Annotated in this window: 25 protein-coding genes; 7 read left to right on the top strand and 18 right to left on the bottom strand. The window is 68.0% G+C overall.

Annotated features, from left to right (window positions below):
* Positions 1-18 precede the first annotated feature (18 nt).
* Positions 19-561, bottom strand: a complete 543-nt coding sequence (locus tag AB0E63_RS37685) for an rRNA adenine N(6)-methyltransferase family protein (RefSeq protein ID WP_360376955.1) — start codon at positions 559-561, stop codon at positions 19-21.
* A 183-nt stretch (positions 562-744) separates the two neighbouring features.
* Positions 745-1,032: a helix-turn-helix transcriptional regulator gene (locus AB0E63_RS37680; RefSeq protein WP_360376952.1), complete on the bottom strand. Its 288-nt coding sequence runs from the start codon at positions 1,030-1,032 to the stop codon at positions 745-747.
* 53 nt (positions 1,033-1,085) lie between these two features.
* Between AB0E63_RS37680 and map the strand changes: the two genes are divergently transcribed.
* On the top strand, positions 1,086-1,853 hold the full coding sequence (gene map, locus AB0E63_RS37675; protein ID WP_360376950.1) for a type I methionyl aminopeptidase: 768 nt from the start codon (positions 1,086-1,088) through the stop codon (positions 1,851-1,853).
* 179 nt (positions 1,854-2,032) lie between these two features.
* Here map and AB0E63_RS37670 read toward each other — a convergent pair whose 3' ends face one another.
* From AB0E63_RS37670 to AB0E63_RS37655, 4 genes are all read right to left on the bottom strand, one after another.
* Positions 2,033-2,332, bottom strand: coding sequence for a hypothetical protein (locus AB0E63_RS37670; RefSeq protein WP_360376948.1), 300 nt, complete (start codon positions 2,330-2,332; stop codon positions 2,033-2,035).
* A 27-nt stretch (positions 2,333-2,359) separates the two neighbouring features.
* Positions 2,360-2,821, bottom strand: coding sequence for a hypothetical protein (locus AB0E63_RS37665; RefSeq protein ID WP_360376946.1), 462 nt, complete (start codon positions 2,819-2,821; stop codon positions 2,360-2,362).
* A gap of 466 nt (positions 2,822-3,287) precedes the next feature.
* Entirely contained in the window at positions 3,288-4,304 is a 1,017-nt protein-coding gene (locus tag AB0E63_RS37660; RefSeq protein ID WP_360376943.1) for an Rv2578c family radical SAM protein, read from the bottom strand.
* A gap of 32 nt (positions 4,305-4,336) precedes the next feature.
* Positions 4,337-5,170: an NAD(P)H-binding protein gene (locus AB0E63_RS37655; protein WP_360376940.1), complete on the bottom strand. Its 834-nt coding sequence runs from the start codon at positions 5,168-5,170 to the stop codon at positions 4,337-4,339.
* A gap of 73 nt (positions 5,171-5,243) precedes the next feature.
* Between AB0E63_RS37655 and AB0E63_RS37650 the strand changes: the two genes are divergently transcribed.
* On the top strand, positions 5,244-6,059 hold the full coding sequence (locus AB0E63_RS37650) for a TetR/AcrR family transcriptional regulator (RefSeq protein ID WP_360376938.1): 816 nt from the start codon (positions 5,244-5,246) through the stop codon (positions 6,057-6,059).
* On the opposite strand, the gene AB0E63_RS37645 is transcribed toward AB0E63_RS37650, so the two are convergent.
* Positions 6,054-7,016 (bottom strand): endonuclease/exonuclease/phosphatase family protein, encoded by a 963-nt coding sequence (locus AB0E63_RS37645; RefSeq protein WP_360376935.1) that lies wholly within the window; start codon positions 7,014-7,016, stop codon positions 6,054-6,056. The genes AB0E63_RS37650 and AB0E63_RS37645 overlap by 6 nt on opposite strands.
* A 210-nt stretch (positions 7,017-7,226) precedes the next feature.
* Here AB0E63_RS37645 and AB0E63_RS37640 point away from each other — a divergent pair, with 210 nt between their 5' ends.
* The 3 genes from AB0E63_RS37640 (at position 7,227) to AB0E63_RS37630 (ending at position 12,097) form a co-directional block, all read left to right on the top strand.
* Positions 7,227-7,625 carry a hypothetical protein gene (locus AB0E63_RS37640; RefSeq protein WP_360376932.1) on the top strand — a complete coding sequence of 133 codons (399 nt, stop codon included), beginning with the start codon at positions 7,227-7,229 and terminating at the stop codon, positions 7,623-7,625.
* A 72-nt stretch (positions 7,626-7,697) separates the two neighbouring features.
* Complete coding sequence (locus AB0E63_RS37635; RefSeq protein WP_360376930.1) at positions 7,698-9,455, top strand: HSP90 family protein; 1,758 nt, start codon at positions 7,698-7,700, stop codon at positions 9,453-9,455.
* Positions 9,452-12,097, top strand: a complete 2,646-nt coding sequence (locus tag AB0E63_RS37630; protein ID WP_360376927.1) for a hypothetical protein — start codon at positions 9,452-9,454, stop codon at positions 12,095-12,097. Before AB0E63_RS37635 ends, AB0E63_RS37630 begins: the two co-directional genes overlap by 4 nt.
* A 15-nt stretch (positions 12,098-12,112) precedes the next feature.
* On the opposite strand, the gene guaA is transcribed toward AB0E63_RS37630, so the two are convergent.
* From guaA to AB0E63_RS37590, 8 genes are all read right to left on the bottom strand, one after another.
* Positions 12,113-13,675 (bottom strand): glutamine-hydrolyzing GMP synthase, encoded by a 1,563-nt coding sequence (gene guaA / locus AB0E63_RS37625; protein WP_360376925.1) that lies wholly within the window; start codon positions 13,673-13,675, stop codon positions 12,113-12,115.
* Positions 13,676-13,685: 10 nt separating this feature from the next.
* Complete coding sequence (locus AB0E63_RS37620) at positions 13,686-13,883, bottom strand: hypothetical protein (RefSeq protein WP_360376922.1); 198 nt, start codon at positions 13,881-13,883, stop codon at positions 13,686-13,688.
* Positions 13,884-13,918: 35 nt separating this feature from the next.
* Positions 13,919-15,022, bottom strand: a complete 1,104-nt coding sequence (locus tag AB0E63_RS37615; RefSeq protein ID WP_360376920.1) for a hypothetical protein — start codon at positions 15,020-15,022, stop codon at positions 13,919-13,921.
* Positions 15,019-15,672, bottom strand: coding sequence for a dethiobiotin synthase (gene bioD / locus AB0E63_RS37610; RefSeq protein ID WP_360376918.1), 654 nt, complete (start codon positions 15,670-15,672; stop codon positions 15,019-15,021). Before bioD ends, AB0E63_RS37615 begins: the two co-directional genes overlap by 4 nt.
* A complete protein-coding gene (locus tag AB0E63_RS37605) occupies positions 15,669-16,790 on the bottom strand; it encodes an 8-amino-7-oxononanoate synthase (protein ID WP_360376915.1) in 1,122 nt (373 codons plus the stop codon). Before AB0E63_RS37605 ends, bioD begins: the two co-directional genes overlap by 4 nt.
* The gene (gene bioA, locus AB0E63_RS37600) at positions 16,790-18,103 is read right to left on the bottom strand and encodes an adenosylmethionine--8-amino-7-oxononanoate transaminase (RefSeq protein ID WP_360376912.1); all 1,314 of its coding nucleotides are present in this window, start codon (positions 18,101-18,103) and stop codon (positions 16,790-16,792) included. The genes AB0E63_RS37605 and bioA overlap by 1 nt, the downstream gene beginning before the upstream one ends.
* Before the next feature lie 89 nt (positions 18,104-18,192).
* Positions 18,193-19,131: a zeta toxin family protein gene (locus tag AB0E63_RS37595; protein WP_360376910.1), complete on the bottom strand. Its 939-nt coding sequence runs from the start codon at positions 19,129-19,131 to the stop codon at positions 18,193-18,195.
* A complete protein-coding gene (locus AB0E63_RS37590) occupies positions 19,128-19,568 on the bottom strand; it encodes a hypothetical protein (protein WP_360376907.1) in 441 nt (146 codons plus the stop codon). Before AB0E63_RS37590 ends, AB0E63_RS37595 begins: the two co-directional genes overlap by 4 nt.
* A 196-nt stretch (positions 19,569-19,764) precedes the next feature.
* On the opposite strand from AB0E63_RS37590, the gene AB0E63_RS37585 reads away from it, so the two are divergent.
* A complete protein-coding gene (locus tag AB0E63_RS37585; RefSeq protein WP_360376905.1) occupies positions 19,765-19,947 on the top strand; it encodes a hypothetical protein in 183 nt (60 codons plus the stop codon).
* A 69-nt stretch (positions 19,948-20,016) separates the two neighbouring features.
* Complete coding sequence (locus tag AB0E63_RS37580; RefSeq protein WP_360376903.1) at positions 20,017-20,253, top strand: hypothetical protein; 237 nt, start codon at positions 20,017-20,019, stop codon at positions 20,251-20,253.
* 68 nt (positions 20,254-20,321) lie between these two features.
* On the opposite strand, the gene AB0E63_RS37575 is transcribed toward AB0E63_RS37580, so the two are convergent.
* The 3 genes from AB0E63_RS37575 to bioB are packed head-to-tail and all read right to left on the bottom strand — an operon-like array spanning position 20,322 to position 22,604.
* Positions 20,322-21,401, bottom strand: a complete 1,080-nt coding sequence (locus AB0E63_RS37575) for a hypothetical protein (protein ID WP_360376901.1) — start codon at positions 21,399-21,401, stop codon at positions 20,322-20,324.
* Positions 21,402-21,420: 19 nt separating this feature from the next.
* On the bottom strand, positions 21,421-21,609 hold the full coding sequence (locus tag AB0E63_RS37570; RefSeq protein WP_360376898.1) for a hypothetical protein: 189 nt from the start codon (positions 21,607-21,609) through the stop codon (positions 21,421-21,423).
* Positions 21,609-22,604 carry a biotin synthase BioB gene (bioB, locus tag AB0E63_RS37565; RefSeq protein ID WP_360376896.1) on the bottom strand — a complete coding sequence of 332 codons (996 nt, stop codon included), beginning with the start codon at positions 22,602-22,604 and terminating at the stop codon, positions 21,609-21,611. Before bioB ends, AB0E63_RS37570 begins: the two co-directional genes overlap by 1 nt.
* Positions 22,605-23,121 lie beyond the last annotated feature (517 nt).

The following is a 23,121-nucleotide window of genomic DNA, read 5'->3' as shown; positions in this document are numbered from 1 at the left end:
GTTCGGTGGGGGACCCTTCTACCGTTTGCGCAGTACGAGGACTGCTGAGTCGACATGCGGAGGCGGGGTGAAAGCCTTGCGGGGAAGGCGAAGCCCGATCGACGGGTCGTAGTGCCGGAACCACCGGTTGGCCCCCGGCGCGTCGCCGCGAGCCCACCGATTCGCCAGCTGGCGCTGCAGAACGAGATCCGCCGACACCAGGCGGGAACCTGGCGCCAGCAAGCGCTTCAGCAGTGCGGTGGAGACGTTGTACGGCGGACTCGACACCACCCGGAACGGCCGAGCCGGCAACCGCAGATCCGCGGCGTCGGCGCGGACGACCGTCACCGACGCATCCGCGAACCGCCGACGCAACCGGTCGGCCCTTTGTGGGTGGAGTTCGACAGCGACCACCTGGGCACCGGCCCGAACCAGTGGCGCGGTCAGCGCACCCAGTCCGGCCCCGACGTCGAGGACGAGTTCACCGGGTCTGACCCCGGCCGCGTCCACGACCTTTTGGGCCCAACGACTATCGAGCGGATGCCATCCCCAGGCACCCCTCGCCTGCCCGGAGCCGGGCACGACGGACCATCACGAAGTACGTAATCATGCGACCGACCCTAGACCGCCAAACTCCTTTGACTCAAAGCATTTTCGGCGTCGCCCCGAGTGCTCCGACAGTCTCCGCCGTACGACGCTGCGCCAGTTCCAGCCACCTCGGCCGCGATGTCGTGGGCTCGGTCGCCGCGAACCAATACAGGTGGACTAGGCGATCAGGCCGGAGGAGTCCGGTGGGGCGTCGGCCACGTGGTTGTCATGGCAGGCGGCGACCAGGGTGTCGAGGGAGAGGTCGAGGGTGGCGGCGACGGCGGCGACGGTGAACAGGGCCGGAGTGGGGATGCGGCCGGTCTCGATCTTGCGCAGCGTGTCGACGGAGACGCCGCAGGCGGCCGCGACGTCCACCATGCTGCGCTCACCCCGCGCCTCGCGGAGCAGGCGGCCGAGCTGGCGGCCACGTTCGCGATCCCAGCTGGACAGAGGCGGTCGGACCATGAGCGTGATAATAGTACCGGTATAACTATCCCGCAAAGTTGAGGAAGCAGCCAATGGTCGAGTTGAAGACGCCGGCGGAGATCGAACAGATGCGTGCCGCCGGTCGCGTCGTCGCCAACGCCCTCGCAGCAGTGAAGAAGGAGGCCGCGGTCGGCGTCTCCCTGCGCGAACTCGACGAGGTCGCCCGCGACGTACTCCGGTCGGCCGGCGCCGAGTCCCTGTTCGAGGGCTACCAACCCGGCTTCGCAACCATCCCGTTCACCGGCGTCATCTGTACGTCGGTCAACGACGCCGTACTGCACGGCCTGCCGACCGACCTCAAACTCCAGGACGGCGACCTCCTGAACGTAGACTGCGGCGCCTCGGTCGACGGCTGGTGCGCCGACGCCGCCACCAGCTTCTGCGTCGGTACGCCGCGCGCCGAAGACCTCGAACTGATTGCGACGACCGAACAAGCCCTCGCCGCCGGCATCGCAGCCGCCATCGAAGGCAACCGCCTCGGCGATATCGGCGCCGCCATCGGCCGCATCGGCCACGCCGCGAACCTAGGCACCAACCTCGACTTCGGCGGCCACGGCATCGGCCGCCGCATGCACGAGGACCCCCACGTCCCCAACGGCAGCCGCCCCGGCCGAGGCCTCAAACTCCGCGCCGGCCACGTCTTCGCCATCGAACCCTGGTTCTGGTCCGGCCCCGGCACCACCTACGTCATCGACGAAGACGGCTGGACCCTCCGCTCCGCCGACCAAACCCGAGGCGCCCACGCCGAACACACCGTCGCCATCACCCCAACAGGCCCCGAAATCCTCACCCTCCCGTAGCTGGTTTCAGCCCCACGCGCCCGCTCCGCGCGCTCCTATCGTCGCGTGCTACGCCGGTCGCTCCCACCCACCCCTTTGCGCGCGGCTGCCGCCGCTCAATCGACCACCAGGTGGTCCCGCCAACCGCACTCAGCCCTCACCCCATCTAGGCGATCGGATGGACAGCACGACGACTGGTATCACCTCACGACGCTCTGCCCGACTACTCGCGCGAGGTCGGCCAGCCAGACCAAGCCATAGGACGTGGCCGTCGACGGATCGGCAACGATCGAGTTCAGGTTGTCCAGGCATTCCGTGAGCTGGCCGACTGTAAGGTCCGACGGCTCATGCAGGACGTCGTACAGCTGCTCAGGTGCGATCGCCCAGTAGTAGTCCTTATCAACCGAAACGAACTCTCCTTCGATCGCCTCGACGTGCTCTAACAGGACCTTCGCCGCCTGCTTGAGCGTCGCGATCGGGACGCGAGTCTGTTCAGTCACGTGCCACCTTCCAAGACGACCAGGTCATCATCCATTCCAGTCCCCCACGAAGAAGTACTCGATCTGAAGGTCGGCACGCTCATCCGACAGACCAACCGCTTCAGTCATCGAGACCAGGTTGTGAATACACCGCACGAAGGTATGCACGCTCCGGCGCATGAAGCGATCGAACCCGTCGATTACCACCGCAATCGGCGGCTCTCCAGGGGCATGCTGCAAATCCCACAATCGATCCTCGAACGCAGCCCAGCTCCCGGCCCCACCAGCGGCGAACCCCAGTCGCTCGGTCAGCTCGATGAGCAGGGCCTCCTCGAGATTGCCTTCCTCAGGTGCTCGCGTCCGCACGACACGAAATCCGAGCGCATCGAGTTCGCGCAGGGTCGCCTTCAGATCGCCGGACTCAAGCAGGTACGGCTCCTTTGGCAACCAGCCCATACGCGCTTCGAGATCGGCCCACACCCTTGGTTCTCTCGACTTGTCAGCATCCATAGCCCTGTCCTCTGATCTCGGTGAAGCCATCTTCAAGTGCTCGGCGCAAGTTGCTGCCACTTGAGTCGTCGGCTCCGTCACCTCCAAGCGACGCAGGGAGAACATAGCCCTGCTGTTGCCTCCCGGTCGCTGGCTCGATGTGGTTCACGCGGATATGCACATCGCGACACCCGATCAGCTCGAAACCACCACGGTCGTTGGGGTTTCGCGTAGCGCGACGAAAGGAGCCCGCGTGGTACCGGGCGGGTGGGAGCGGCGCGAGTGAGCGACGCAGGAGCGAACCTAGCCGCCGCGCGGGATGACCAACCACACTCACCCGACACCCGACCGACCCGAAACCACCACGGTCGTTGGGCTTCGCAGAGCGCGCGACGAAAGGAGCCCGCGTGGCACCGGGCGGGTGGGAGCTGCGCGAGTGAGCGACGTAGGAGTGAACGTAGTTGTCGCGCGGGATGAACTACCCCGGCTAGAAGAGGGGTTGCTGGGGTGGGGGTGGTTGTGGGGTGGTGGGGAGGGGGTCGGATCTGTGGGAGGAGGTTCGGGCGAAGCCGTGTTTGGTTAGGAGGGGGCGGACTTTTTGTTCGAAGGCGGTTCGGTAGCTGGGGGCGGCGTTGGAGCCGTGGGCGTAGAGGGATTCGTAGCGGGAGACGAGGTGGGGGTGGTCGCGAGCCAGCCAGGTCATGAACCAGTCCTTGACGCCGGGGCGTAGGTGGAGGACGAGGGTGGTGACTCCGGTGGCGCCGGCGGCGGATAGTTCGGCGAAGAGGTGGTCCAGTTGGTCGGCGGAGTCGGTCAGCCAGGGGAGGACGGGGGCGACCATGACGCCGCAGGGAAGGCCTGCGTCGCGGACGGCGCGGATGAGGTCGAGGCGGCCGCGGACGGAGGGGACGCCGGGCTCGACGTGGCGGCGGAGTTCCTCGTCGCCTAGGGCCAGGGAGAGGCCGACGCCGACGGGGACCTGCTGGGCAGCTGCGGCCAGTAGTGGAAGGTCGCGTCGGAGGAGGGTGCCTTTGGTGAGGACGGACAGCGGCGTACCGGATTCTGCGAGTGCCGTGATGATGCCGGGCATCAGGCGGTAGCGGCCCTCGGCGCGTTGGTAGGGATCGGTGTTGGTGCCTAGGGCAACTTGTTCGTGGGACCACGACGGGCGGGCGAGTTCGCGGCGGAGGACCTCGGCCACGTTGGTCTTCACGACGATCTGTTGATCGAAGTCGGCGCCTTGGTCGAGCTCGAGGTACTTGTGCGTGGGCCGGGCGAAGCAGTAGCGGCAGGCGTGGGTGCAGCCGCGGTAGGGATTGATGGTCCAGTTGAACGGCAGCGTCGTACCAGGCACCGAGTTCAGCGCCGAGCGCGCGACCACCTCATGGAACGTGATGCCGCGGAACTCCGGCGTCGTCACCGAACGCACCAGACCCGCGATCGACCCGAGCCCGGGCAACGTCCCCGGAGTCTCTACGTCGAGTTGCTGACCAGCCCATCTCATGCACTACAGTCGAACACATGTTCGCCAGTGTTTCAACTGAAGTCCGAAGCATGAGCGACCGCCCACTCGCGATACGTCACCCCGGACCGACCTGTCAGCAACCCCACCGTCGGCTCGGGCTTCATCGGGTACTCAGCCATCATCCGAAACCCGTCCAGCAACCACTGCGCCGTCTCGAGCCCGATGACCGGCGCCAGCCCAGACAGATACTCAGCCGGCGTCAGTTCCTCGAACTTCACCTCCCGCCCGATCGCAGCCGCGATGTGCGCGACCTGCTCCGGCGGCGTGAGCGCCTCCGGCCCACTCATCGTCAACTTCTGCCCGCTGTAGCCCGAGGACAACAGCACGACCCGAGCCACTGCCGCAATGTCCCCCAGATCGATCGGCGTCTGCACAGGCCCGCCGTACGGCGCCCGCACGACGCCTTCCGCCTTGATCGACGGAGCCCAGTCCAGCGTGTTGTTCATGAACTGCCCTGGCCGCAGAAAGGTCCAGTCGAACCTGCCCGCCTCGATCGCCCGCTCGATCCGGTAGTAGTGCCACGTCGACGGATCCCCCTGCGCCTCGTAGTCCGCCGGCTCACCCGACAGTACGACGACCCGCCGCACGCCGGCCTCCTGCGCACACCGGACGAAGTCATCCACGTACGCCGGAAGTGGCGCGAGGTACACCGTGTCGACGCCGGCCAGCGCGGCGGGCAATGTCGCCGGCTTCCCCAGATACCCGCGGGCAACCTCCACGCCGGCAGGTAACGCCGCACGAGCCGGGTTGTTCGTCAACGCGCGCACAGGCGCACCCGCCGCCACCAACTCATCCACCAGCAGCCGCCCCACACTCCCGGTCGCCCCAGTCACCAGGATCGTCATGCCGTACTCCTTCCCGAGGATACCAATTCTCGTAGGGTATACGAGAATTAATCACAGCGCCTATGGTTGCTCTGTGACCGTGCGGCGAAGTGGTGAGGGGCAGCCCGAGCGGACGCTGGCGCTGCTGTGGCGCAATCACCGCCCTCCGACACCGGACACCGAGCAGGAGCAGGCGCGACGTGAGCGACGACGCGGTGCGGGCCGACGGCCCTCGCTGGACGTCGATGGAGTCGTTCTGGCGGCCATCCGGCTGGCAGATGAGCAAGGGCTGGGCGCAGCCTCGATGGGCGGGCTGGCCAAGGAGCTCAGCGTCGGAACGATGACGCTCTACACCTACATCCCATCCAAGGACGAGCTCCTGGACCTCATGGTCGACCAGGTGCTCGGTGAGCGCGACCTACCCGGTCCAGGTGAGCCCCGACCGGACGACTGGCGCGAGCAGGTCGAGATCTACTCCGTGCAGACGCGAGCGATGTTCCACCGCCACCCATGGCTGAGCCAGGTGTCCACCATCCGTCCGCCGATCGGCCCCGGCATGCTGGCCGCCCGCGAGTACCTGCTGTCCGCGCTCCTCGGTACAGGCCTCAGCCCGTCCGACACCAACACAGCCGCGCTCGCGATCACGACGTACGTCGACTCTGCCGCCGGGCTGGAGGCGGAGAGCGAACTGATCGAGCGCGCCACCGGTCAGAGCAACGACGCCTGGTGGTACGAACGCAGCGACCTGTGGGAGACGTACTTCGACGTCGAAAGACATCCCGCGATGACGACGATCTGGAACGCGAACGGCTACCAGTCCAGCACCCGCGAGGCCGCCGCAGACTCCTACCGCTACGGCCTCGACCGCCTCCTCGATGGGATCGAGAGCACCGCCCGGGAAAGCCTATAAATCAAGGGTGATCCAGGCCGGATCGTGATCCGTCCCGTCGCGGGCGAGCTTCTTGCGCCGACCGATGAAGGCCCCTCGCAATCGCGGCGCCAACGCCGGCGACAGCCAGATCTGGTCGATCAGGTCGAACGACCGCGGCTGCCCGGACGCCTTGAACGTCGACGTCCACGCCGGACTCGCCGGCAACGCGACCGTCGTCTTCACCGTGCCCACCTCGGTCGGCGACGTCAACGCACTGACCAACCCGGACTGCGCATACGCCACCAGCGCAGGCGAATCAGGCGTGTCGTTCATGTCCCCACACAGCAGGAACCGCTGCCGCGTGCTCGTCCGTGCCGAGATGATCCGCACGATCGTCTCGGCCTGCCGGGTCCGGAGCAGCTGTGCCGCCGCCGCGGCGGCCACCGGATCCGCCACGGTGAAGTCGACGAACTTCGACTTCAGGTGCGTCCCGAACACGGTCAGCACCTTCCGTCCGCGCGCGTCCAGGATCTCCACCTCGACCAGGTCGCGAGAGAAGATCGGCCGGTCCGGTACGTCGGGATGGAAGACCCGCTGATAGCTCGTCACCCCGCCGAGCGGCCGCCGGGACAGGATGCCGATGTCGATGAACCGGGTCGAGTCGTTGCCGTCGATCACCATCACGTTCGGGTAGCTGCCGTTCAGGTGCTCGCGATTGAACTCGCGCAGGACGTCGACGTTCTCGATCTCCTGCACCACCCAGACGTCGACGTCGGCGGCGAGCAGCCGTTCGGCCACCCGGTTGGTGTCCTCCGGCTTCTTCGCGACCAGCAGCTTGCCGTGCCCGTCGAGCTGCAGCCGGCGCCGGTGCTCGTCGTCGAACGTGTACGTCGCCGGCACCGAACTGGTCCCGGCCGCGAGCACCTCGAGCGCGCCCTCGAAGTTCCACCGGTCGAACAGGTTGTTGAGATTGAAGGTCCCCACCGTCAGCGTCATCGTGTCCTCCCCAAGACGCTCTCAAGGTAGCGCCGTACGCCACCGTCCGTCACCTACTCGGAGCGAACAGTTGCCGACAACTCCTTTCGGCGCCACCCGAAAGGCGCCCGGCCCCCTTCGGTTGGGCCCGAAACCGGGGGCGGGCGGGGTCCGCGGGGACCGAAGCTGAAGGCAGCGCTCCACCAGGGGGCAGCAGATCAAGGGGAGATCATGCGAAAGATCATCAAGGCCATCGTCGGCGCCGGCCTCGCCACCGGCGCGTTGGCGATGCTGACCGTGACCGCTCCGGCCGCGCAGGCGGTCGAGGCCGCCACGCCCACGAAGGTCATGGGCGGTACCTACCAGGGGTGCCCGTACGGCGCGGTATGCATCTACCCGCGGGACAAGGGCTGGAACAACGGGCAGCCCTCGAACATCTACTGGACCTACGGCGTCCACAAGCTCGTCAACCAGGTCGGCGTGCACATGGTCTTCAACAACCAGTACGGCGGCGCGAGCGCCTACCTGTGCAAGACCTACAGCGGCACGGACTGCCCTTGGTACTACCCGGAATACACGGCCAACAACTACGACCTGACGCCGATCAACTCGATCAAGCTGGTCGGCTGACCGATCCTTCCCCGGGCGCCGGGGACACCGTGATGCCGTAGGTTGTTCCGGCGCCATGGGGAAGGGGAATCGGTGAGTGAGAACTTCCAGGTCGATCTGCACGGGATCGTCGACCTGCTGAGCAACCACCTGTACAGCAGCCCGCGGGTCTACCTGCGCGAGCTGCTGCAGAACGCCGTCGACGCGATCACCGCGCGACAGGCCGCCGATCCCCGTGCGCCGCGGCGGATCGACGTACGCACGGCCGACGACGTGCTGAGCATCTCCGACACGGGCATCGGCCTCACGCCGGACGAAGTTCGGGAGCTGCTGGCAACGATCGGCCGGAGCTCGAAGCGGGACGAGATCGGCTTCGCCCGGACCGAGTTCCTCGGCCAGTTCGGCATCGGACTGCTGTCCGCGTTCATGGTCGCGGACGAGATCGAGGTCGTCACCCAACCGGCCGGCGGTCCGGCCACGCACTGGATCGGTACGGCGGATGGCCGCTACACGATCGCCACCACGGCGGACCGGTCTGAGCCGGGTACGACGGTGACGATCAAGGCGCGGCGTGGTGCCGAGCAGTGGTACAAGAAGGCCACCGTGGTCGAGCTGATCCGGCTCTTCGGCGCATTGCTGCCGATCGAGATCCGGGTCGACGGCGAGCCGGTCACCGACGGTACAGCGCCGTGGGAAGGCAGCCGTGCCGACCTCCTCGGCTATGCGCAGGACAAGCTCGGATTCACGCCGTTCGACGTGATCCACCTGAACAATCCGGCGGCCGGACTGACCGGTGTCGCCTTCGTTCTGCCGTTCGCCGCCAACCCGGCTGAGCGGGCGACGCATCGCGTGTACCTGAAGCGGATGCTGCTCGCCGAGAACGTCGAAGGGCTCCTCCCCGACTGGGCGTTCTTCGTCCGCGCGGTCATCGACACCTCCGAGCTGCGGCCGACCGCGAGCCGTGAGGCACTGTTCGACGACGGCAATCTCGAGGTCACTCGGGACGCGTTGGGTGCGCAGCTGCGCGGCTGGCTGGTCCGACTCGGCAACACGGACCCCGCCAAGCTGGACCGGTTCCTCGGCATCCACCAACTCGGGGTGAAGGCCCTCGCGCTGCATGACGACGACATGCTGCGGCTGGTGCACCGCTGGCTGCGCTTCGAGACCAACCACGGCCGGATGACTGCAGCCGAGCTCCAGGAGCGCAGCGGTGAGATCCGCTACGTCTCCACGGTCGAGGAGTTCCGCCAGTTGGCAGCGGTAGCGGCCGCACAGCAGATCATTGTGGTGAACGGCGGCTATACCTACGATAGCGAGCTTCTCGAGCGCCTGCCGGAGGTTGTGCCCGATCTGGTCATCACCCGGTTCGATCCGACCGAGCTGAGCACCAACTTCGACAGTCTGGACCCGGACACCGAGCTACGGCTGCGCCCATTCGTCCAGCTCGCGCAGGACGCGCTCGACTCGGTCGGCTGCGAGGTGGTGGTCCGTGCCTTCGAGCCGGCCGGACTGCCAGCGCTCTACCTCGTGGACCGGTCCGCGCAGTTCGCCAATGAGCTCAGAGCCACCAAGGACCGCGCGGACGCGCTCTGGTCCGAAGTGCTCGGCGCACTCGACACCCACGACGACAGCCGTCCACAACTCGTCCTGAACTACCGCAGCCCTTTGGTACGACGGATGGCGTCGCTGGACGACCGTGAGCTCGCACAGCTCGCAGTGGAAGGCCTGTACGGACATGCGCTGATGCTCGGCTACCACCCGATCAGTCCGGCGGACTCCGCGCTGGTGAACCGCTCCTTCCTCGGTCTGCTCGATCAGGCCGTCCCGACGCAGGAGGACCCGACCCGATGAACCAGGAACTCGTTGACCGGCTGCAGCGTGCGGAGAGCGCGCCGTACGGGAAAGCACGGTCCGCCTTGCTCGAGGACGTCGTACGGCGGGCCGATGCGGCTGGTGAGGAGGATCTGGCGTTCTACAGCCGGCTGTCGCTCGTGACGGCGTACGTGATGGGTGGGGAGCCGCGGAAGTCGCTGGTGCCGTTCGCGCGCTGTGTGGCGGACTGGGATGCGGAACCCGATCGCTACCGGGACTACGGGCACACCTTCCACTGGTGCTTCAAGTACGCGCCGAGTACGTTGTCGAAGTTCCCAGAGGTGCCGCTGGAGCGTACGTACGCCGTACTGGACGACATGGAACGGCGGTGGCGGCTGAGTGGTCACAGCATGCACGCCGTTCACCAGCACCGGTGGCTGGTTGCGCACCACATCGGTGACGCGGAGACGGCGGCCGAGCAGTTCCGGCTGTGGTCGACCGCACCGCGCGACGACCTGTCGGACTGTGTCGGCTGCGACCCGACGTCGAAGGTGCACCACCTGACCAACGTCGGGCGTACGGCGGACGCCGTCGCGCTGGCCGTGAGTGTGTTGGACGGGCAACTGACCTGCGCAGAGCAGCCGCAGCAGATGCTGACCGCACTGCTCCCGGCGTATGTTGCCGAGGGCATGTATTCCGAGGCGGTGGACGCACATCGCAAGGCGTACCGGATCCTGCGCGGGCGGGTCGGCGAGCTGAGCGAGCACGCGGACCACGTGGTTTTTCTGGCCCGGACCGGCAATGAGCTCAAGGCTGTCGAGCTGATCGAGCGGCACGCTGCTGAGCTGGCCGATCCGCCGTCGCCGTACGCGGAGATGGTGTTCGCGGCGGGAGCCTCGCTCGCACTGAGCAGGGTCGACGACGGGCTGATGATCCGGCAGCCGGGCGAGGCCGTGCCGGCGGCTGAGCTGGCTGACCGGCTGGCTGCGCGAGCGCTGGAGTTGGCAGCGCAGTTCGACGCGCGGAACGGTACGAAGCATCGCAGCGACGAGGTCCGGGCGACGCTGACCGCCGAGCCGTGGGTGGAGTACCTACCGCTGTCGGAGACCGCCCGGCGAGCCCAGCTCCGGAAGCCCGTACAGAAGGACGTTGCTGAGGAACTCCCACCGGCCAGTGGGCGGGGCTGGTTGGATCGAGCCGAAGACGCCTGGCAGGGCGCGCGCCCGGAGGCGGCGATCGCGGCCTGGCAGTCATTCGAGCAGGAGGTCCCGGAGACCGAGTGGACTCCCCTCGACCGGGCGCGTGTGCTGGACGGCCGCGGTCTGGTCGCGCAGGACCAGGCAGAGGTCGCACTGGATGCCTGGCGCGAGGCCCTGACTCTGTACGCCGAGCTCGGCGAGGACGTCCGCGTACTCCGCGACCGCGGCCGCATCGGCCGGACGCTGTGCTCACAGGGCCAGGTCGACGAAGGTCTGGCGACCGGTGAGGAGCCTCTGCGCTGGCTGATCGAGAACGACGACCCACACCGCCGCGGTGGTTGGCAGGAATCGCTCGCGACCATGTACGCACAGGCCGGTCGCTTCGACGACGCCGTACGCGAGCTGACTGCGATGCTGCAGCGCACCGACATCGACAACGAGCTCAGGGCGAGCGGTGCGATCCTGCAGGGCAATCTGCTGGCCCAGCTGGGTCGCATGGAGGAGGCGGAGCAGGCTGCAACCATCGGTCTGGGTACGTCGTACGACCTGCCGCGATCCTTCGCCCACCGGCAGCGTGGACGGATCCGGCTCGAGCTGGACCGTCCTGCGGAGGCAGCCGAGGACCTGACCGAAGCGGTCGCGTTGGCCACGGGGATGCCTGGTCTGGAAGTGCATGTGGCGCTGTGTCAGTTGGAGCTGGCCCGCGCGTACCTGCTGACCGGGCGGCCGTTGGAGGCTGCGGAGACGGGTGAGGAAGCACTGCCGGCGCTCACCGGCGACGCTCACCTGGCTGAGCCGCTGGCCGATGCACGCGGCGTACTGATCGATGCGTACAAGGCTCTGGGCGAGCTGGAGTCCGCACTGACCAAGCTGCGCGAGTTGCAGGCGTCGGCGCCCGCTGACGTGCATCCGGGCTGGCTGGCGATGGTCCGGCAGGACGAGGGTCTGCTGCTCGAGAAACTCGACCGTGACGACGAGGCGGTCGAGGTGTTCCTCAGTGCGGCGTCGTACTGCGCTGCTGCGGAGCAACCGATCGATCAGGTGCAAGCACTGCGCCTGGCCGCCCAGTCCGCCCGCTATACCGGCGACTTCGCCCGAGCCGTCGAGCTGACCGAAAGCGGTCGCCCGATCCTGGACGCCCTGCCATCAGCTGAACAGCCCGTCATCTTCCAGACCGCCGGCATCCACTGGGACCTCGCGATGATCGCCCTCCACCAGGGAGACTCGGCCACCGCGGTACAGCAGGCGACCCAAGCAGCCGACCACTACGAACGCGGCGGCTACGAAGACCAGCACCTCAACGCCCGCCTCCTCATCGCCGAACACGGCCCCGACGAGCAGTACCTCGAACAGCTCTTCCCCACCCTCACCCCCGGCACCGAACCCTGGTACCGCGCCGGCTGGCTCCTAGTCGACCGCCTCCACACCCAAGGCCGCACCCCCGAAGCAACCACCCTGGAGGCCGAGCTCAGCGAGAGGTAGACCCCGCGGGGGTGACTACTCCCACTCGATGGTGCCTGGGGGCTTGCTGGTGATGTCTACGGTGACTCGGTTGATTTCGTCGACCTCGTTGGTGATGCGGGTGGAGATGCGCTCGAGGACGTCGTACGGGAGGCGGGCCCAGTCGGCGGTCATGGCGTCCTCGCTGGTGACGGGACGCAGGACGACGGGGTGGCCGTAGGTGCGGCCGTCGCCCTGGACGCCGACCGAGCGGACGTCGGCGAGGAGGACCACCGGGAACTGCCAGATCTCGCGGTCGAGGCCGGCCGCGGTCAGCTCGGTGCGGGCGATCAGGTCCGCGGCGCGCAGGATGTCCAGACGCTCGCGGGTGACCTCGCCGATGATCCGGATGCTCAGCCCGGGACCGGGGAACGGGTGCCGGTAGACCAGCGTCTCGGGCAGGCCGAGGGCGATGCCGAGCTCGCGGACCTCGTCCTTGAACAGGGTGCGCAGCGGCTCGATCAGTGAGAACTGCAGGTCGTCGGGCAGACCGCCGACGTTGTGGTGCGACTTGATGTTCGCCGCACCGGTGCCGCCGCCTGACTCGACGACGTCCGGGTAGAGCGTGCCCTGGACCAGGAATTCGATGTGCCGGTCGGCGTCGAGCTTGCGCGCGGTCGCCTCGAAGGTCCGGATGAACTCCCGACCGACGATCTTGCGCTTCTGCTCCGGGTCGGTCACGCCGGCGAGTGCGCCGAGGAACTGGTCCTCCGCGTCGACGACCTCCAGCCGGGTCCCCGTGGCGGCGACGAAGTCCTTCTCGATCTGGTCGGACTCACCGGCCCGCTGCAGGCCGTGGTCGACGTACACACAGGTGAGCTGGTCACCGATCGCCTTGCTCACCAGGGCTGCCGCAACCGCGGAGTCCACCCCGCCGGACAGCGCGCACAGCACCTGCTTGTCACCGACCTGCTGCCGGATCAGCTCGACCTGCTCCTCGACCACGTTCGTCGTGGTCCAGTCGCCCGTACAGCCGGCGATGTCGTAGAGGAAGTGCTCGAGCACAGCCTGCCCGGCCTGCGAGTGCAGGACCTCCGGGTGCCACTGCACGCCGGCCAACTGCCGGTCCAGATCCTCGAACGCCGCCACCGGCGCGCCCTCGGATCCGGCCAGTACGGCGAAGCCCGCGGGCGGCGCGTGCACCGCGTCACCGTGGGACATCCACACGTTGAGATCTGTGGGGATCCCGGCCAGCAGCGTGCCCGGCTCACTCACCGTGACCGGCGTACGACCGAACTCCCGCAGACCGGTCCGCCGGACCTCGCCACCGAGCGTCTGCGCCATCGCCTGGAACCCGTAACAGATCCCGAACGCCGGCACGCCCGCGTCGAACAGGTCCGACTCCACCCGCGGCGCGCCCTCGGCGTACACCGACTGGGGGCCGCCGGACAGGATGATCGCCTTCGGCTCCCGTGCCAGCATCTCCTCGACCGGCATCGAGTGCGGCACGATCTCGGAGTACACCTTGGCCTCGCGGACCCGGCGGGCGATCAGCTGCGCATACTGCGCGCCGAAGTCGACGACCAGAACCAACTCATGCTGTGCAGTTTCCCGGGTCACCCTGCAAAGCCTATCGGTGCAGGTCAGCGGGGCTGTAATCCGCCGGTCCCCGGCTCACCGGCACCGGGTCGTTGGTGATCTCGAGACCGGGGAAGCGGCGGCGCATGGCGGCTTCGTGGCGCGCGGCCGAGGCGGGGTCGCCGATGTAGTCCGCGATCTGGTGCCGGCCGAACCACAGCCGCACCCGGCGGCGAGGTGGGAAGCTCACCCGCCGAACGCTAGCGCCGGCGGTTGTCGTCGGTGTTACTCCGCGTTACGAACTGAAGTCACCAGCAAGCGCTTCGGCGCGCGGAACGACAGTAGGTCGATCATCGGGGGCTCTTCCACCAGGCGTACGGCGCTCAGCAGGCCGGCCGCACACTCGAGCGCGACCCGAGCCTCCAGCCGAGCCAGCCCGGCGCCGAGACACCGGTGAATCCCCACCCCGAACGCAAGATCCGCCGGTCCTCCGTGGCCCGATAACCCGAGAAGCACGGGAGCGCCCGCAGGCAACTCAACCTCGCCGACCACGGCGGGCTGCGCCGTGACACGGCGCCAGGTAGGCACCGAGGATGCCTCCCGCAGCACCTCCTCGACCACCTCGGTGGGGTCGACGACCTCGCCACCCCTCCCCTCCTCGTGTTCGCCGCGCGGAGTGCGGCGGAGGGTCCGGTGGAAGGCTGTGGAGATGAGTTGGGTGGTGGTTTCCTGGCCGGCGATCAGGAGGAAGTAGCCGACCGCGCAGACCTCTTCGTCGGTGAGGCCCAGGCCGACCAGCACGCCGAACAGGTCGTCCCCGGGTGCTCGGCGGGCGGCCGTCGTACGCGATCTGAGCCACGCATAGAACTCGGCCGCACTGTGTGCGATCTCGAGCTGCCGGTCCTCGTCCGGCCGGCCCCAGAACAGTTCCAGCGACTCCAGACTCCACGCCTTCAGCGCCGGTACGTCGACCTCCGACAACCCCAGCATGTCGAGTACGACGAGCGCCGGTGGCTCGGCCGCGATCGCCTGGACCAGGTCGACCTGCCCACCACCAGCAAGTGCCTCCGCAGCACCCGTCACCCGAGCAGACGTCAGCGACCGCGCCAACGGCTCGACCGCCGCCACCCGCGCCGGGCTGAAGAAACGCGCCACCGCCGCCCGGATCGGCCGATGAGACTCCCCCGCGTTGTTCGCCAACGTCGGCGGCAACGCGAACCCCACGCCCGACAGCACCCGCAACGCCTTCACCGACAAGGGCTTGTGCGCCAGTACGGCGTTGTCCGGCCGGAACGTGTCCGGATCCAGCAACACCTCACGCGCGAGCGCCGGATCGTCGACGACCCAGTACCCGAGCTCCTCGTCGTACCGGGCCGGACACCCCGTCATACGAACCAACTAGGCGCTGCGCTAGTGAACGCCTCCCGATCCAACTGCCCAGCGCCGGCCGGAATCCGCCCGATCACCGGCACCCCCGTCACCGCAGGCAGATCCTCGAGGTTGCACTGCTCAGCCAAGTCAGGCTCAGCGGGCCACGCGCCGATGACGAGCCCCTCGATCGGCAGACCACGCGCGCGAAGAGCCTCGACCGTCAGCCCAGTGTGGTTGAGCGTGCCGAGCCCGGACCGTGCCACCACGACGAACGCGAACGGCGTAGTCAGGCAGGCGGCGAGGTCGGCGATGTCGTTGCCCTCAGCATCCAACCCGACCAGCAGACCGCCCGCACCCTCGACCAGCACGGTGTCGTAGCTGCCGGCCAGATCGTCGATGAACTTGGCATGCTCCGCAACCGACGGCAGCGGAACCCCTTCCCGCCGAGCCGCAGTGGTCGGCGCCAGCGGATCCCGCAACCGAATGCCTTCATGCAGTTCGGTCAGGCCGGTCAGCCGCTCGATGTCGGCCAGGTCGCCAGGTTCGTCCGCCAGAACACCAGTCTGAGCAGGCTTCACAACGGCAACTGCCCCACCCCGGACCGCGAGGGCGGCGGTGGTGATGGTTTTGCCTACGCCGGTGTCGGTGCCGGTGATGAGGATGATCATGAGACCTGGCCGATCGCGTCCACGATCACGGCGCAGGCGCGGTCCAGGTCGGCGTCGGACAAGCCGGCGTTCGCGGTCAACCTCAAGCGGGAGATGCCATCGGGAACGGACGGCGGTCGGAAGCTACCAACACGCACGCCGGCGGACAAGCAAAGGTCGGCGGCCTGAACGGTCTCCCGAGGACCCGGCATGGGGATGGAAACGACAGGGCCGGCGGCGGGCGGGACGCCGCAGGCGGTGGCGAGGCGCAAAGTTGCGGCGTGGATCGCGTCCGGCCGACTGGGCTCCGCCTGCAGGACCTGGAGTGCAGCGAACCCCGCGGCACAGGCGGCGGGATTGAGGCCGGTGTCGTAGATGAACGGCCGGGCGCGGTTGATCAGGTGATCCCGCAGCACCTGAGGGCCAAGGACGACGCCGCCTTGAGAGGCGAGAGCCTTGGACAATGTCATCGTGACGATGACATGGTCCAGACCGGCGAGGCCGGCGGCGTGGACCGAGCCGCGGCCTCCGCCGGTGACGCCGAGGCCGTGGGCCTCGTCGACCAGGAGTACGGCGTTGTGCTCGGCGGCCGTGGCGGCGAGGGCAGCCAGCGGGGCCTCGTCACTGAGAACGCTGAAGACGGACTCGGTCAGGACGAGAGCGTGCGGTTCGTTGCGTTCGGCAAGGATCTTGGTGACCGCGTCGACATCGTTGTGGGGAACGACCTCGACCCGCGAACGGGACAACCGGCAGGCATCCACCAACGAGGCGTGGACATGGTCGTCGGAGACCAGCAGCGTGCCCGGCCCGCCGAGTGCCGTGACCACGCCGAGGTTGGCGAGGTAGCCGGACGAGAACACCAGCGCCGACTCCTGGCCCACATAAGCGGCCAGCGCGGACTCCAGTTCCTCGTGCAGAGTCGTCGTACCGGTGACGAGGCGGGACGCGGTCGAGCCGGTGCCCCACGCGCAGACGGCGTCGGCTGCGGCCTCGATCACGCGAGAGTCCTGCGCCAGACCGAGGTAGTCGTTGCCGGCGAGGTCGATCAGATGTTCGTGAGCCGCGCGCGGCCGGAGCCGGCGGGTCAGGCCGCGGGACTCCAGCGCCGCGGCCTTCGGGGAAAGCCAGTCCTCGAGCATCAGCCGGCCTCCTCGACCGCACCCGTGATCGCCGCCGCGATGGTGGCGACCTCGTCATCGGTGCACACGTACGGCGGCATCGTGTAGACCAGATCGCGGAACGGCCGGACCCACACCCCGCGCCGCAGCGCCGCCTCGGTCATCCGCGGCAGGTCCACCGGCCCACCGAGTTGTACGACGCCGACCGCGCCGAGCACCCGCACATCCTTGACCCCAGGCAACGACGCCGCGGAAGCCAACCCCGCCGACAATCCCGCCGAGATCCGGGCAACCCGCGACGACCAGTCCTGGGACAGCAGCAGCTCGATCGACGCGAGCGCGACCGAGCAGGCCAGCGGGTTCGCCATGAAGGTCGGCCCGTGCATCAGCGCGCCACCCGGCCCGTCAGAGACCGTCTGCGCGACGTCCGTCGTACACAGCATCGCGGCCAGCGTCAGATAGCCGCCGGTCAAGGCCTTGCCGACGCAGAGGATGTCCGGGTCGATGCCCGCGTGCTCGGAAGCGAAGAACGTGCCGGTACGGCCGAAGCCGGTCGCGATCTCGTCCAGGATCAGCAGGAAACCGTGCCGGTCGGCGAGCTCCCGCAGTACCCGAAGGCAGGCCGGGCTGTATGGGTACATGCCGCCCGCACCCTGCAGGATCGGCTCGACGATGATGCCGGCGATCTCGTCCGCATGCCGTTCCGCCAACTCGGTCACCGCAGCGGCCCAGGCCTGCAGCTCCGGATCGTCGTCCGGCCGGTCGAACCCGGCCGGCGGCTGCGGGCCGAACACCTGCTCCTTCAGGGCTCCGGTGAACAGCGAGTGCATCCCGTTCACCGGGTCGCACACACTCATCGGCGCGAACGTGTCACCGTGGTACCCACCGCGAACCGTCAGCATCCGCGTCCGCCCGTTGTTGCCGCGGGCAACTTGGTACTGGAGCGCCAGCTTGATCGCGACCTCGACCGAGACCGAGCCGGAGTCACAGAAGAACACGTGCCGCAGCGGATCCGGCGTGATCTCGACCAGCCGCTCAGCCAGCCGGATGGCCGGTTCGTGCGTCAGCCCGCCGAACATCACGTGACTGAAGTCGTCCACCTGGCTCTTCACCGCCGCATCCAGCACGGGGTTGCGGTAGCCGTGGATCATGCACCACCAGGACGCCATCGCGTCGATCGCCTCGACCACTCCGCCGGACCCATCGTCCAGCTGCAGCCGTACGCCGGATGCACCCCGGACGAGCCGGACCGGCGAGGGCTCGGTCAGCGAGGAGTACGGATGCCAGAGCAGCTCCGAATCCCGCTGTAGCCGTGCATTGACCGACTGTGACACCGTGCCCGCCTCCATCCTGAGGATTCACCACGGTAATCGCTGGTCGACACCCGCAGCGGCGCGGGTGGTCGGGATGTGGGCGACATCTCCTACAGCTGCGTGCCGGCGGTTGCGATGTGCAACGTCACTGCGTCGGGATGCAGTCGCGGGCGGGCCATCGCCGTCACCGTCTTGGCTCCGTCGAGTGACTCGTCCCGGATCCACTGCACCGGCGCCGCGAGCCCGATCCGCCCGACCTGCGAGGTGGTCTCCAGGAAGTGCCGCGACTCCACCACGGTCCACGGACGATCCCGCTCCCAGGTGACCGCTTCGGCGGTCCGCCCCGGTTGCTGCCACTGCCCGTCGTCACGCTGGTTGCCGTAGATCAGCTGCCCGTCCGGACGCAGTACGGCGATCCGGTCGACCCAGTCTCCTTCGTCGACCAGCTCAGCGGCTCGCAGTACGCCGGCGTACCCGGCATCGTGGACGCTCTGCACCGCCAGCCGGCCGAAGCCGAAGTTCTCCAGCGCGCGCATGTGCCGCTCGAGTACGCCGAACCGGCTGAGCGCCTCGTGCATCGCGAGGATCGCGACCTCGACCTGGAAGCCCGCCTCCTTGAACCTGCGGGCCGACGCGGCGAACCCATCGGGGTCGAGGAACTCGGTCTCGACGATCGCGTCGTACCGCTCCTGGATCACCCAGTCCTCGGCCCGTGCGAGCCAGCGGCGGCCGTCGGCTCGCACGTACTTGCCGGCCGTCGGCAGGACGTCGGTGATCGGTTCGTGGAAGCGTGGATGGTACGGCTCGTAGGCGGTCGCGCTCAGTACGACGGGACGGCCGCGGCGATGCAGGACCGCCTTGACCATCGCGGTGATCGTGGCCTTGCCGTCACCCGGCTGACCACCGACGAACACCACGACCGGCTGCTCCTGCGGGACGCCGGCCAGCTGGTCGGGCACGATCCGGTCGCGGAAGATCCGCCCGCTCTCCGCCTCACCCAGCAGATAGCGGTCGTCTCCGGCCGACTCAGTCCCCCACCCCTCCGTCACGCTCGCCCCTGCACCTCGTCGTCCCCGTCCGCCTCGTCTTCCCCATCCGCCTCGTCGAAGTCGTCTTCGTCGTCGCGCTCGTCGGAGTCATCACCCTCGTCGTCGATGTCATCCGCGTCGTCGGACTCGTCCTCGTCGTCATCATCGTCGTCGTCCGGGACGCTGAGGAGGTCGTCGGCGTCGGCGCGGATGCGCTTGATCGCGCGAGTGTCCGACGGGGTGAGCTCCTGCCCGCGCGCCGCCCAGACCTGCTGGTCCGCCCGCAGGCCCGCGATGACGTCGGCATCCGGCTCGGCGGCGGACTCCTCCGCCCCGATCAGTTGGGCGTAGTAGCCGATCGCCTGCCGAACACCTTCCTGCGCGGTCTCGTACGCGATCGCCTGCGGCACCGTCCACGTCGCCGTACCCAGCTCGGCGAGCACGTTGACGTTAACCACGCCTGGACTTTAGCGGACCAGCCGGGTCACGCATACACGACCTGCACGCCCTGCTGAACGGCAGATGAACCCCAGCCGCAGTTATGTTTCCGATGCTCCGACCGGAAGGGAACCAGGGACCGGATCGGAGCGTCTGCTTGAACGCAAACCAACGATGATCAGCCGCGTCGGGCGGCTTCGACAGGAGGGACCGGCCATGGCCTGGGGCAAGGACGGTAAAGAGCGCGAGCACACGACCAGCAAGAGCAAGAGTTCCAGGGACCAGCACCAGGGCGGCCAGTCCCGGAACAAGGCCGACCAGCAGCGCAACCCCAACCCGAACACCAGGGCCGGCCGGGCGATCATCAAGGCCAACAAAGACAAGGGCAAGGGCAAGTAACAACCGCTGATCGGTTGACTCAGGCAATGAATCCGGGCCGCGAGGGGCGGCCTCTCCGGAAGGGTGGATATGGGGCTGTTCGGTAGGTCCAGCAGTGGCGGTAACGACAAGGACAAAGACAAGCCGGAGCCGGCCAAGGGGCACGACAAGAACGCCCGGCCGTCGACCCAGGGCAAGCACGAGCGCGGTGATTCGCGCCGTGGCCGGGACAAGCAGGGCGAGAAGGGCGATGCCCGCCGTCGCGGCAACCCGAACAAGAACGGCAACCCGAAGGGCGGCAAGGGCAAAGGCAAGGGTAAGGGCTGACCGCTGCTCGCCCGCCGGGCCGGGGCGACCGTCGATCGGTTGGCCCCGGCCGGCTCACGTTCTGAGCCTCAGCGGCGAGGTCCGCGCTTCCCCTGCCTGGGTCGGTTGTTACCACTCGAGCGACGAGGGCGCTGCCCGCCCGATCCTTGTTTCCCGGAAGGCGCCTGCTTGACAGGCCTTGCCTCCAGAGCAGCCTTGACCGCCGCGAAAGCGTCCGCGGCACCGCGGACCATCTTCACCCCGGTCAGCTTCGGAATCGCCGACCGCTGGCGACGAGTATGGACGCGGATGCGCTCGACCACCCGCTCGCGAACCTCGGCCAGGTCCGCCTCCCCCAGGCTGTCGACCGGCTTGCCGCGGTCCAGCGCGACATCGAACCACTCAGTGTACCCGTGCGTGTGGACGACCTGGTTCGGCGACTTCTGACCCAGCCGGCGGTACTGCGCGAGGACGTCGTACCGCTCGTCGAGACCGAGAACCTCGTCCCGCAGCCCGCGGCGGACCTGCTCGTCGTACGTCGCCGCCACCCGGCGATCGATGTCCGCGGCCGGCCGGTCCACCCCAAGCACGACGGGCCTGGCCGCGACCGACGTACTCGCGCGGTCCGGATCGTTGCCCATGGCATGGGCCAGCGCGTTCACGATCGCGTCGTAGTTGTTGGCGTGGATCTTCCCGGCCGCCTTCGGGTCGAGCCGGCCGAGTACGGCGTACGCGTCCTCGGCCATGCTGCGCGGGAAGTCGCGGCGGATCGCGTTCCGCGCCTCGGCGACCGCGTCCACCTCCCAGCCCTCGAGCAGCGAGCGGACGTAGACGCTCGTACCGCCGACGATCATCGGGACTCCGCCGGAGGCCCAGCAGCCGTCCATGTGCTGCCGCGCCTCGGCCACGAACGTCTCGAGCTCCAGCTTCCGCACCGGCTCGGTGACATCGATCATCGTGTGCGGGATGCCGCGCATCTCTTCTGGCGTGGTCTTGCTGGTACCGATGTCCATGTACCGGTACACCTGGCGTGAGTCGGCCGACACGACCATCGGCTCAAGTCCCAGCTCGTCCCGGATCCGCAGGCCCAGGTCGATCGACACCCCGGTCTTCCCCGCCGAGGTCGGCCCGTAGAGGGCGATCAGCAGGCGGGGCGCGGCGTCGGGCATGGCTCAACCCTAGTCGAGGTCAGTACGACGACAGCTCACCGTGAACCGAGCATCGGGCCGACCAGCCCATCGGGTGCACCTGGACGACCATCCGGCGGCGGCATTCGGCGCAGTACCTGGGTGGTTCCAGCGCCAGGGCCTGGCGGCAGTCCTCGTGGCTGCCGTCGGCGAGGTCACGGCCGCAGTGGCCGCAGTACACCTCGGTCATCACAAAGTCTTTTGGAGTTCTTTGACCGGCATCTTGAGCTCGGCCAGCAGGTCGAGGTCCGCTGTCGCCGGGCGGCCCAGCGTGGTGAGGTAGTTGCCGACGATGACGGCGTTGATCCCGCCGAGCAGGCCCTCGCGGGTCCCCAGGTCGCCCAGGGTCAGCTCACGGCCGCCGGCGTACCGCAGAACCGTGCGAGGCATCGCGAGCCGGAACGCGGCGATGGTCCGCAGCGCGTCCTTGCCGTCCATGATCTCCAGGTCGCCGAACGGCGTACCGGGGCGTGGGTTGAGGAAGTTCAGCGGGACCTCGTGCGGGCCGAGCTCGGCAAGCTGCGACGCCAGCTCGGCGCGCTGCTCGAGGGACTCCCCCATGCCGACCAGACCGCCGCAGCACAGCTCCATCCCGGACTCACGAACCATCAGGCAGGTGTCCCAGCGCTCCTCGAAGGAGTGCGTGGTGACGACATCACCGAAGTACGAGCGCGCCGACTCGAGGTTGTGGTTGTAGCGGTGCACGCCCATCGCCTTGAGCTCGTCCACCTGCTCCTGGGTGAGCATGCCGAGCGAGCAGGCGATGTTGATGTCGACCTCGGCGTTGATCGCCTCGATGCCGGCCTTCACCTGCGACATCAGCCGCTGGTCCGGGCCGCGGACGGCGGCGACGATGCAGAACTCGGTCGCACCGGTCTTCGCGGTCTCCTTCGCCGCCTCGACCAGCTCGGGGATGTTCAGCCAGACCGACCGGACCGGCGAGGTGAACTGACCGGACTGGGAGCAGAAGTGGCAGTCCTCCGGGCAGCCGCCGGTCTTGAGCGAGATGATCCCCTCGACCTCGACCTCCTCGCCACACCACTTGACCCGGACCTCGTGAGCCAGCGCGAGCAGCTCGGGCAATTGCTCGTCGGGCGACCGGAGAACCTCGACCAGCTGCTCCTGGCTCAGGCCGACGCCCTGTTCCAGAACCTGCTCACGTGCCACGTCCAGGATGTCGCTCATGGTTCTCCTGCCTCATCGAACGGTCGGCTCACAGTAGGACAGCCGGGTACGTCGTCTCTGCGGCGGGCGTCACGTGGAACACCTGGGGGCGACCTGCTTCAGCAACGCTCCGCACATCCCGGAGAAAGTTTTTGGATTTTCTCCGGAACCTCGTAACCCCCTGTAGATGGGCTCGTTGATGTGTACAGAGGCGGTTACCGCAAGGAAGACCGCCACCCGGTTACTAGGAGCGACGAATAGCTGATCATTACGATCAGCACGCAGAGTGGTCACAACCGCTCGGTAAGGGTCGAAACTCCGGGAATCGGATGTAAGGTAGTGACCAAGAGCTCGGGTCGCCAGCTATGGTTGGTGACCCGATCCCAAAGCGCCGGGCGCCTCACCCCGGCTTGAGTGGGTCCCTCGGGAAACGATTTGGGCGGAAACGTTCCCGAGGGACCTGCTCCCTTTTTCCAGGCCTTTGCAAAACCTCAGCCCCACCGGCGCTGAGGTTTTTTCATTTCTCCTCGAGACCATT

It is taken from the genome of Kribbella sp. NPDC026596 (assembly GCF_040638415.1).
GTDB lineage: Bacteria > Actinomycetota > Actinomycetes > Propionibacteriales > Kribbellaceae > Kribbella.
Note: the sequence above shows the minus strand (reverse complement) of the source record. Positions and strands in the feature narration are given on the sequence as shown.

What these genes read in the sequence shown, in the direction of transcription:
- bioB (WP_360376896.1), bottom strand. Translation starts at nt 22,604, where the DNA reads ATGAGCGACATCCTGGACGTGGCACGTGAGCAGGTTCTGGAACAGGGC.
- AB0E63_RS37680 (WP_360376952.1), bottom strand. Translation starts at nt 1,032, where the DNA reads ATGGTCCGACCGCCTCTGTCCAGCTGGGATCGCGAACGTGGCCGCCAG.
- AB0E63_RS37665 (WP_360376946.1), bottom strand. Translation starts at nt 2,821, where the DNA reads ATGGATGCTGACAAGTCGAGAGAACCAAGGGTGTGGGCCGATCTCGAA.
- AB0E63_RS37615 (WP_360376920.1), bottom strand. Translation starts at nt 15,022, where the DNA reads ATGACGGGGTGTCCGGCCCGGTACGACGAGGAGCTCGGGTACTGGGTC.
- AB0E63_RS37585 (WP_360376905.1), top strand. Translation starts at nt 19,765, where the DNA reads ATGGCCTGGGGCAAGGACGGTAAAGAGCGCGAGCACACGACCAGCAAG.
- AB0E63_RS37660 (WP_360376943.1), bottom strand. Translation starts at nt 4,304, where the DNA reads ATGAGATGGGCTGGTCAGCAACTCGACGTAGAGACTCCGGGGACGTTG.
- AB0E63_RS37580 (WP_360376903.1), top strand. Translation starts at nt 20,017, where the DNA reads ATGGGGCTGTTCGGTAGGTCCAGCAGTGGCGGTAACGACAAGGACAAA.
- bioD (WP_360376918.1), bottom strand. Translation starts at nt 15,672, where the DNA reads ATGATCATCCTCATCACCGGCACCGACACCGGCGTAGGCAAAACCATC.
- AB0E63_RS37575 (WP_360376901.1), bottom strand. Translation starts at nt 21,401, where the DNA reads ATGCCCGACGCCGCGCCCCGCCTGCTGATCGCCCTCTACGGGCCGACC.
- map (WP_360376950.1), top strand. Translation starts at nt 1,086, where the DNA reads ATGGTCGAGTTGAAGACGCCGGCGGAGATCGAACAGATGCGTGCCGCC.
- AB0E63_RS37605 (WP_360376915.1), bottom strand. Translation starts at nt 16,790, where the DNA reads ATGCTCGAGGACTGGCTTTCCCCGAAGGCCGCGGCGCTGGAGTCCCGC.
- AB0E63_RS37630 (WP_360376927.1), top strand. Translation starts at nt 9,452, where the DNA reads ATGAACCAGGAACTCGTTGACCGGCTGCAGCGTGCGGAGAGCGCGCCG.
- AB0E63_RS37640 (WP_360376932.1), top strand. Translation starts at nt 7,227, where the DNA reads ATGCGAAAGATCATCAAGGCCATCGTCGGCGCCGGCCTCGCCACCGGC.
- AB0E63_RS37570 (WP_360376898.1), bottom strand. Translation starts at nt 21,609, where the DNA reads ATGACCGAGGTGTACTGCGGCCACTGCGGCCGTGACCTCGCCGACGGC.
- AB0E63_RS37645 (WP_360376935.1), bottom strand. Translation starts at nt 7,016, where the DNA reads ATGACGCTGACGGTGGGGACCTTCAATCTCAACAACCTGTTCGACCGG.
- AB0E63_RS37655 (WP_360376940.1), bottom strand. Translation starts at nt 5,170, where the DNA reads ATGACGATCCTGGTGACTGGGGCGACCGGGAGTGTGGGGCGGCTGCTG.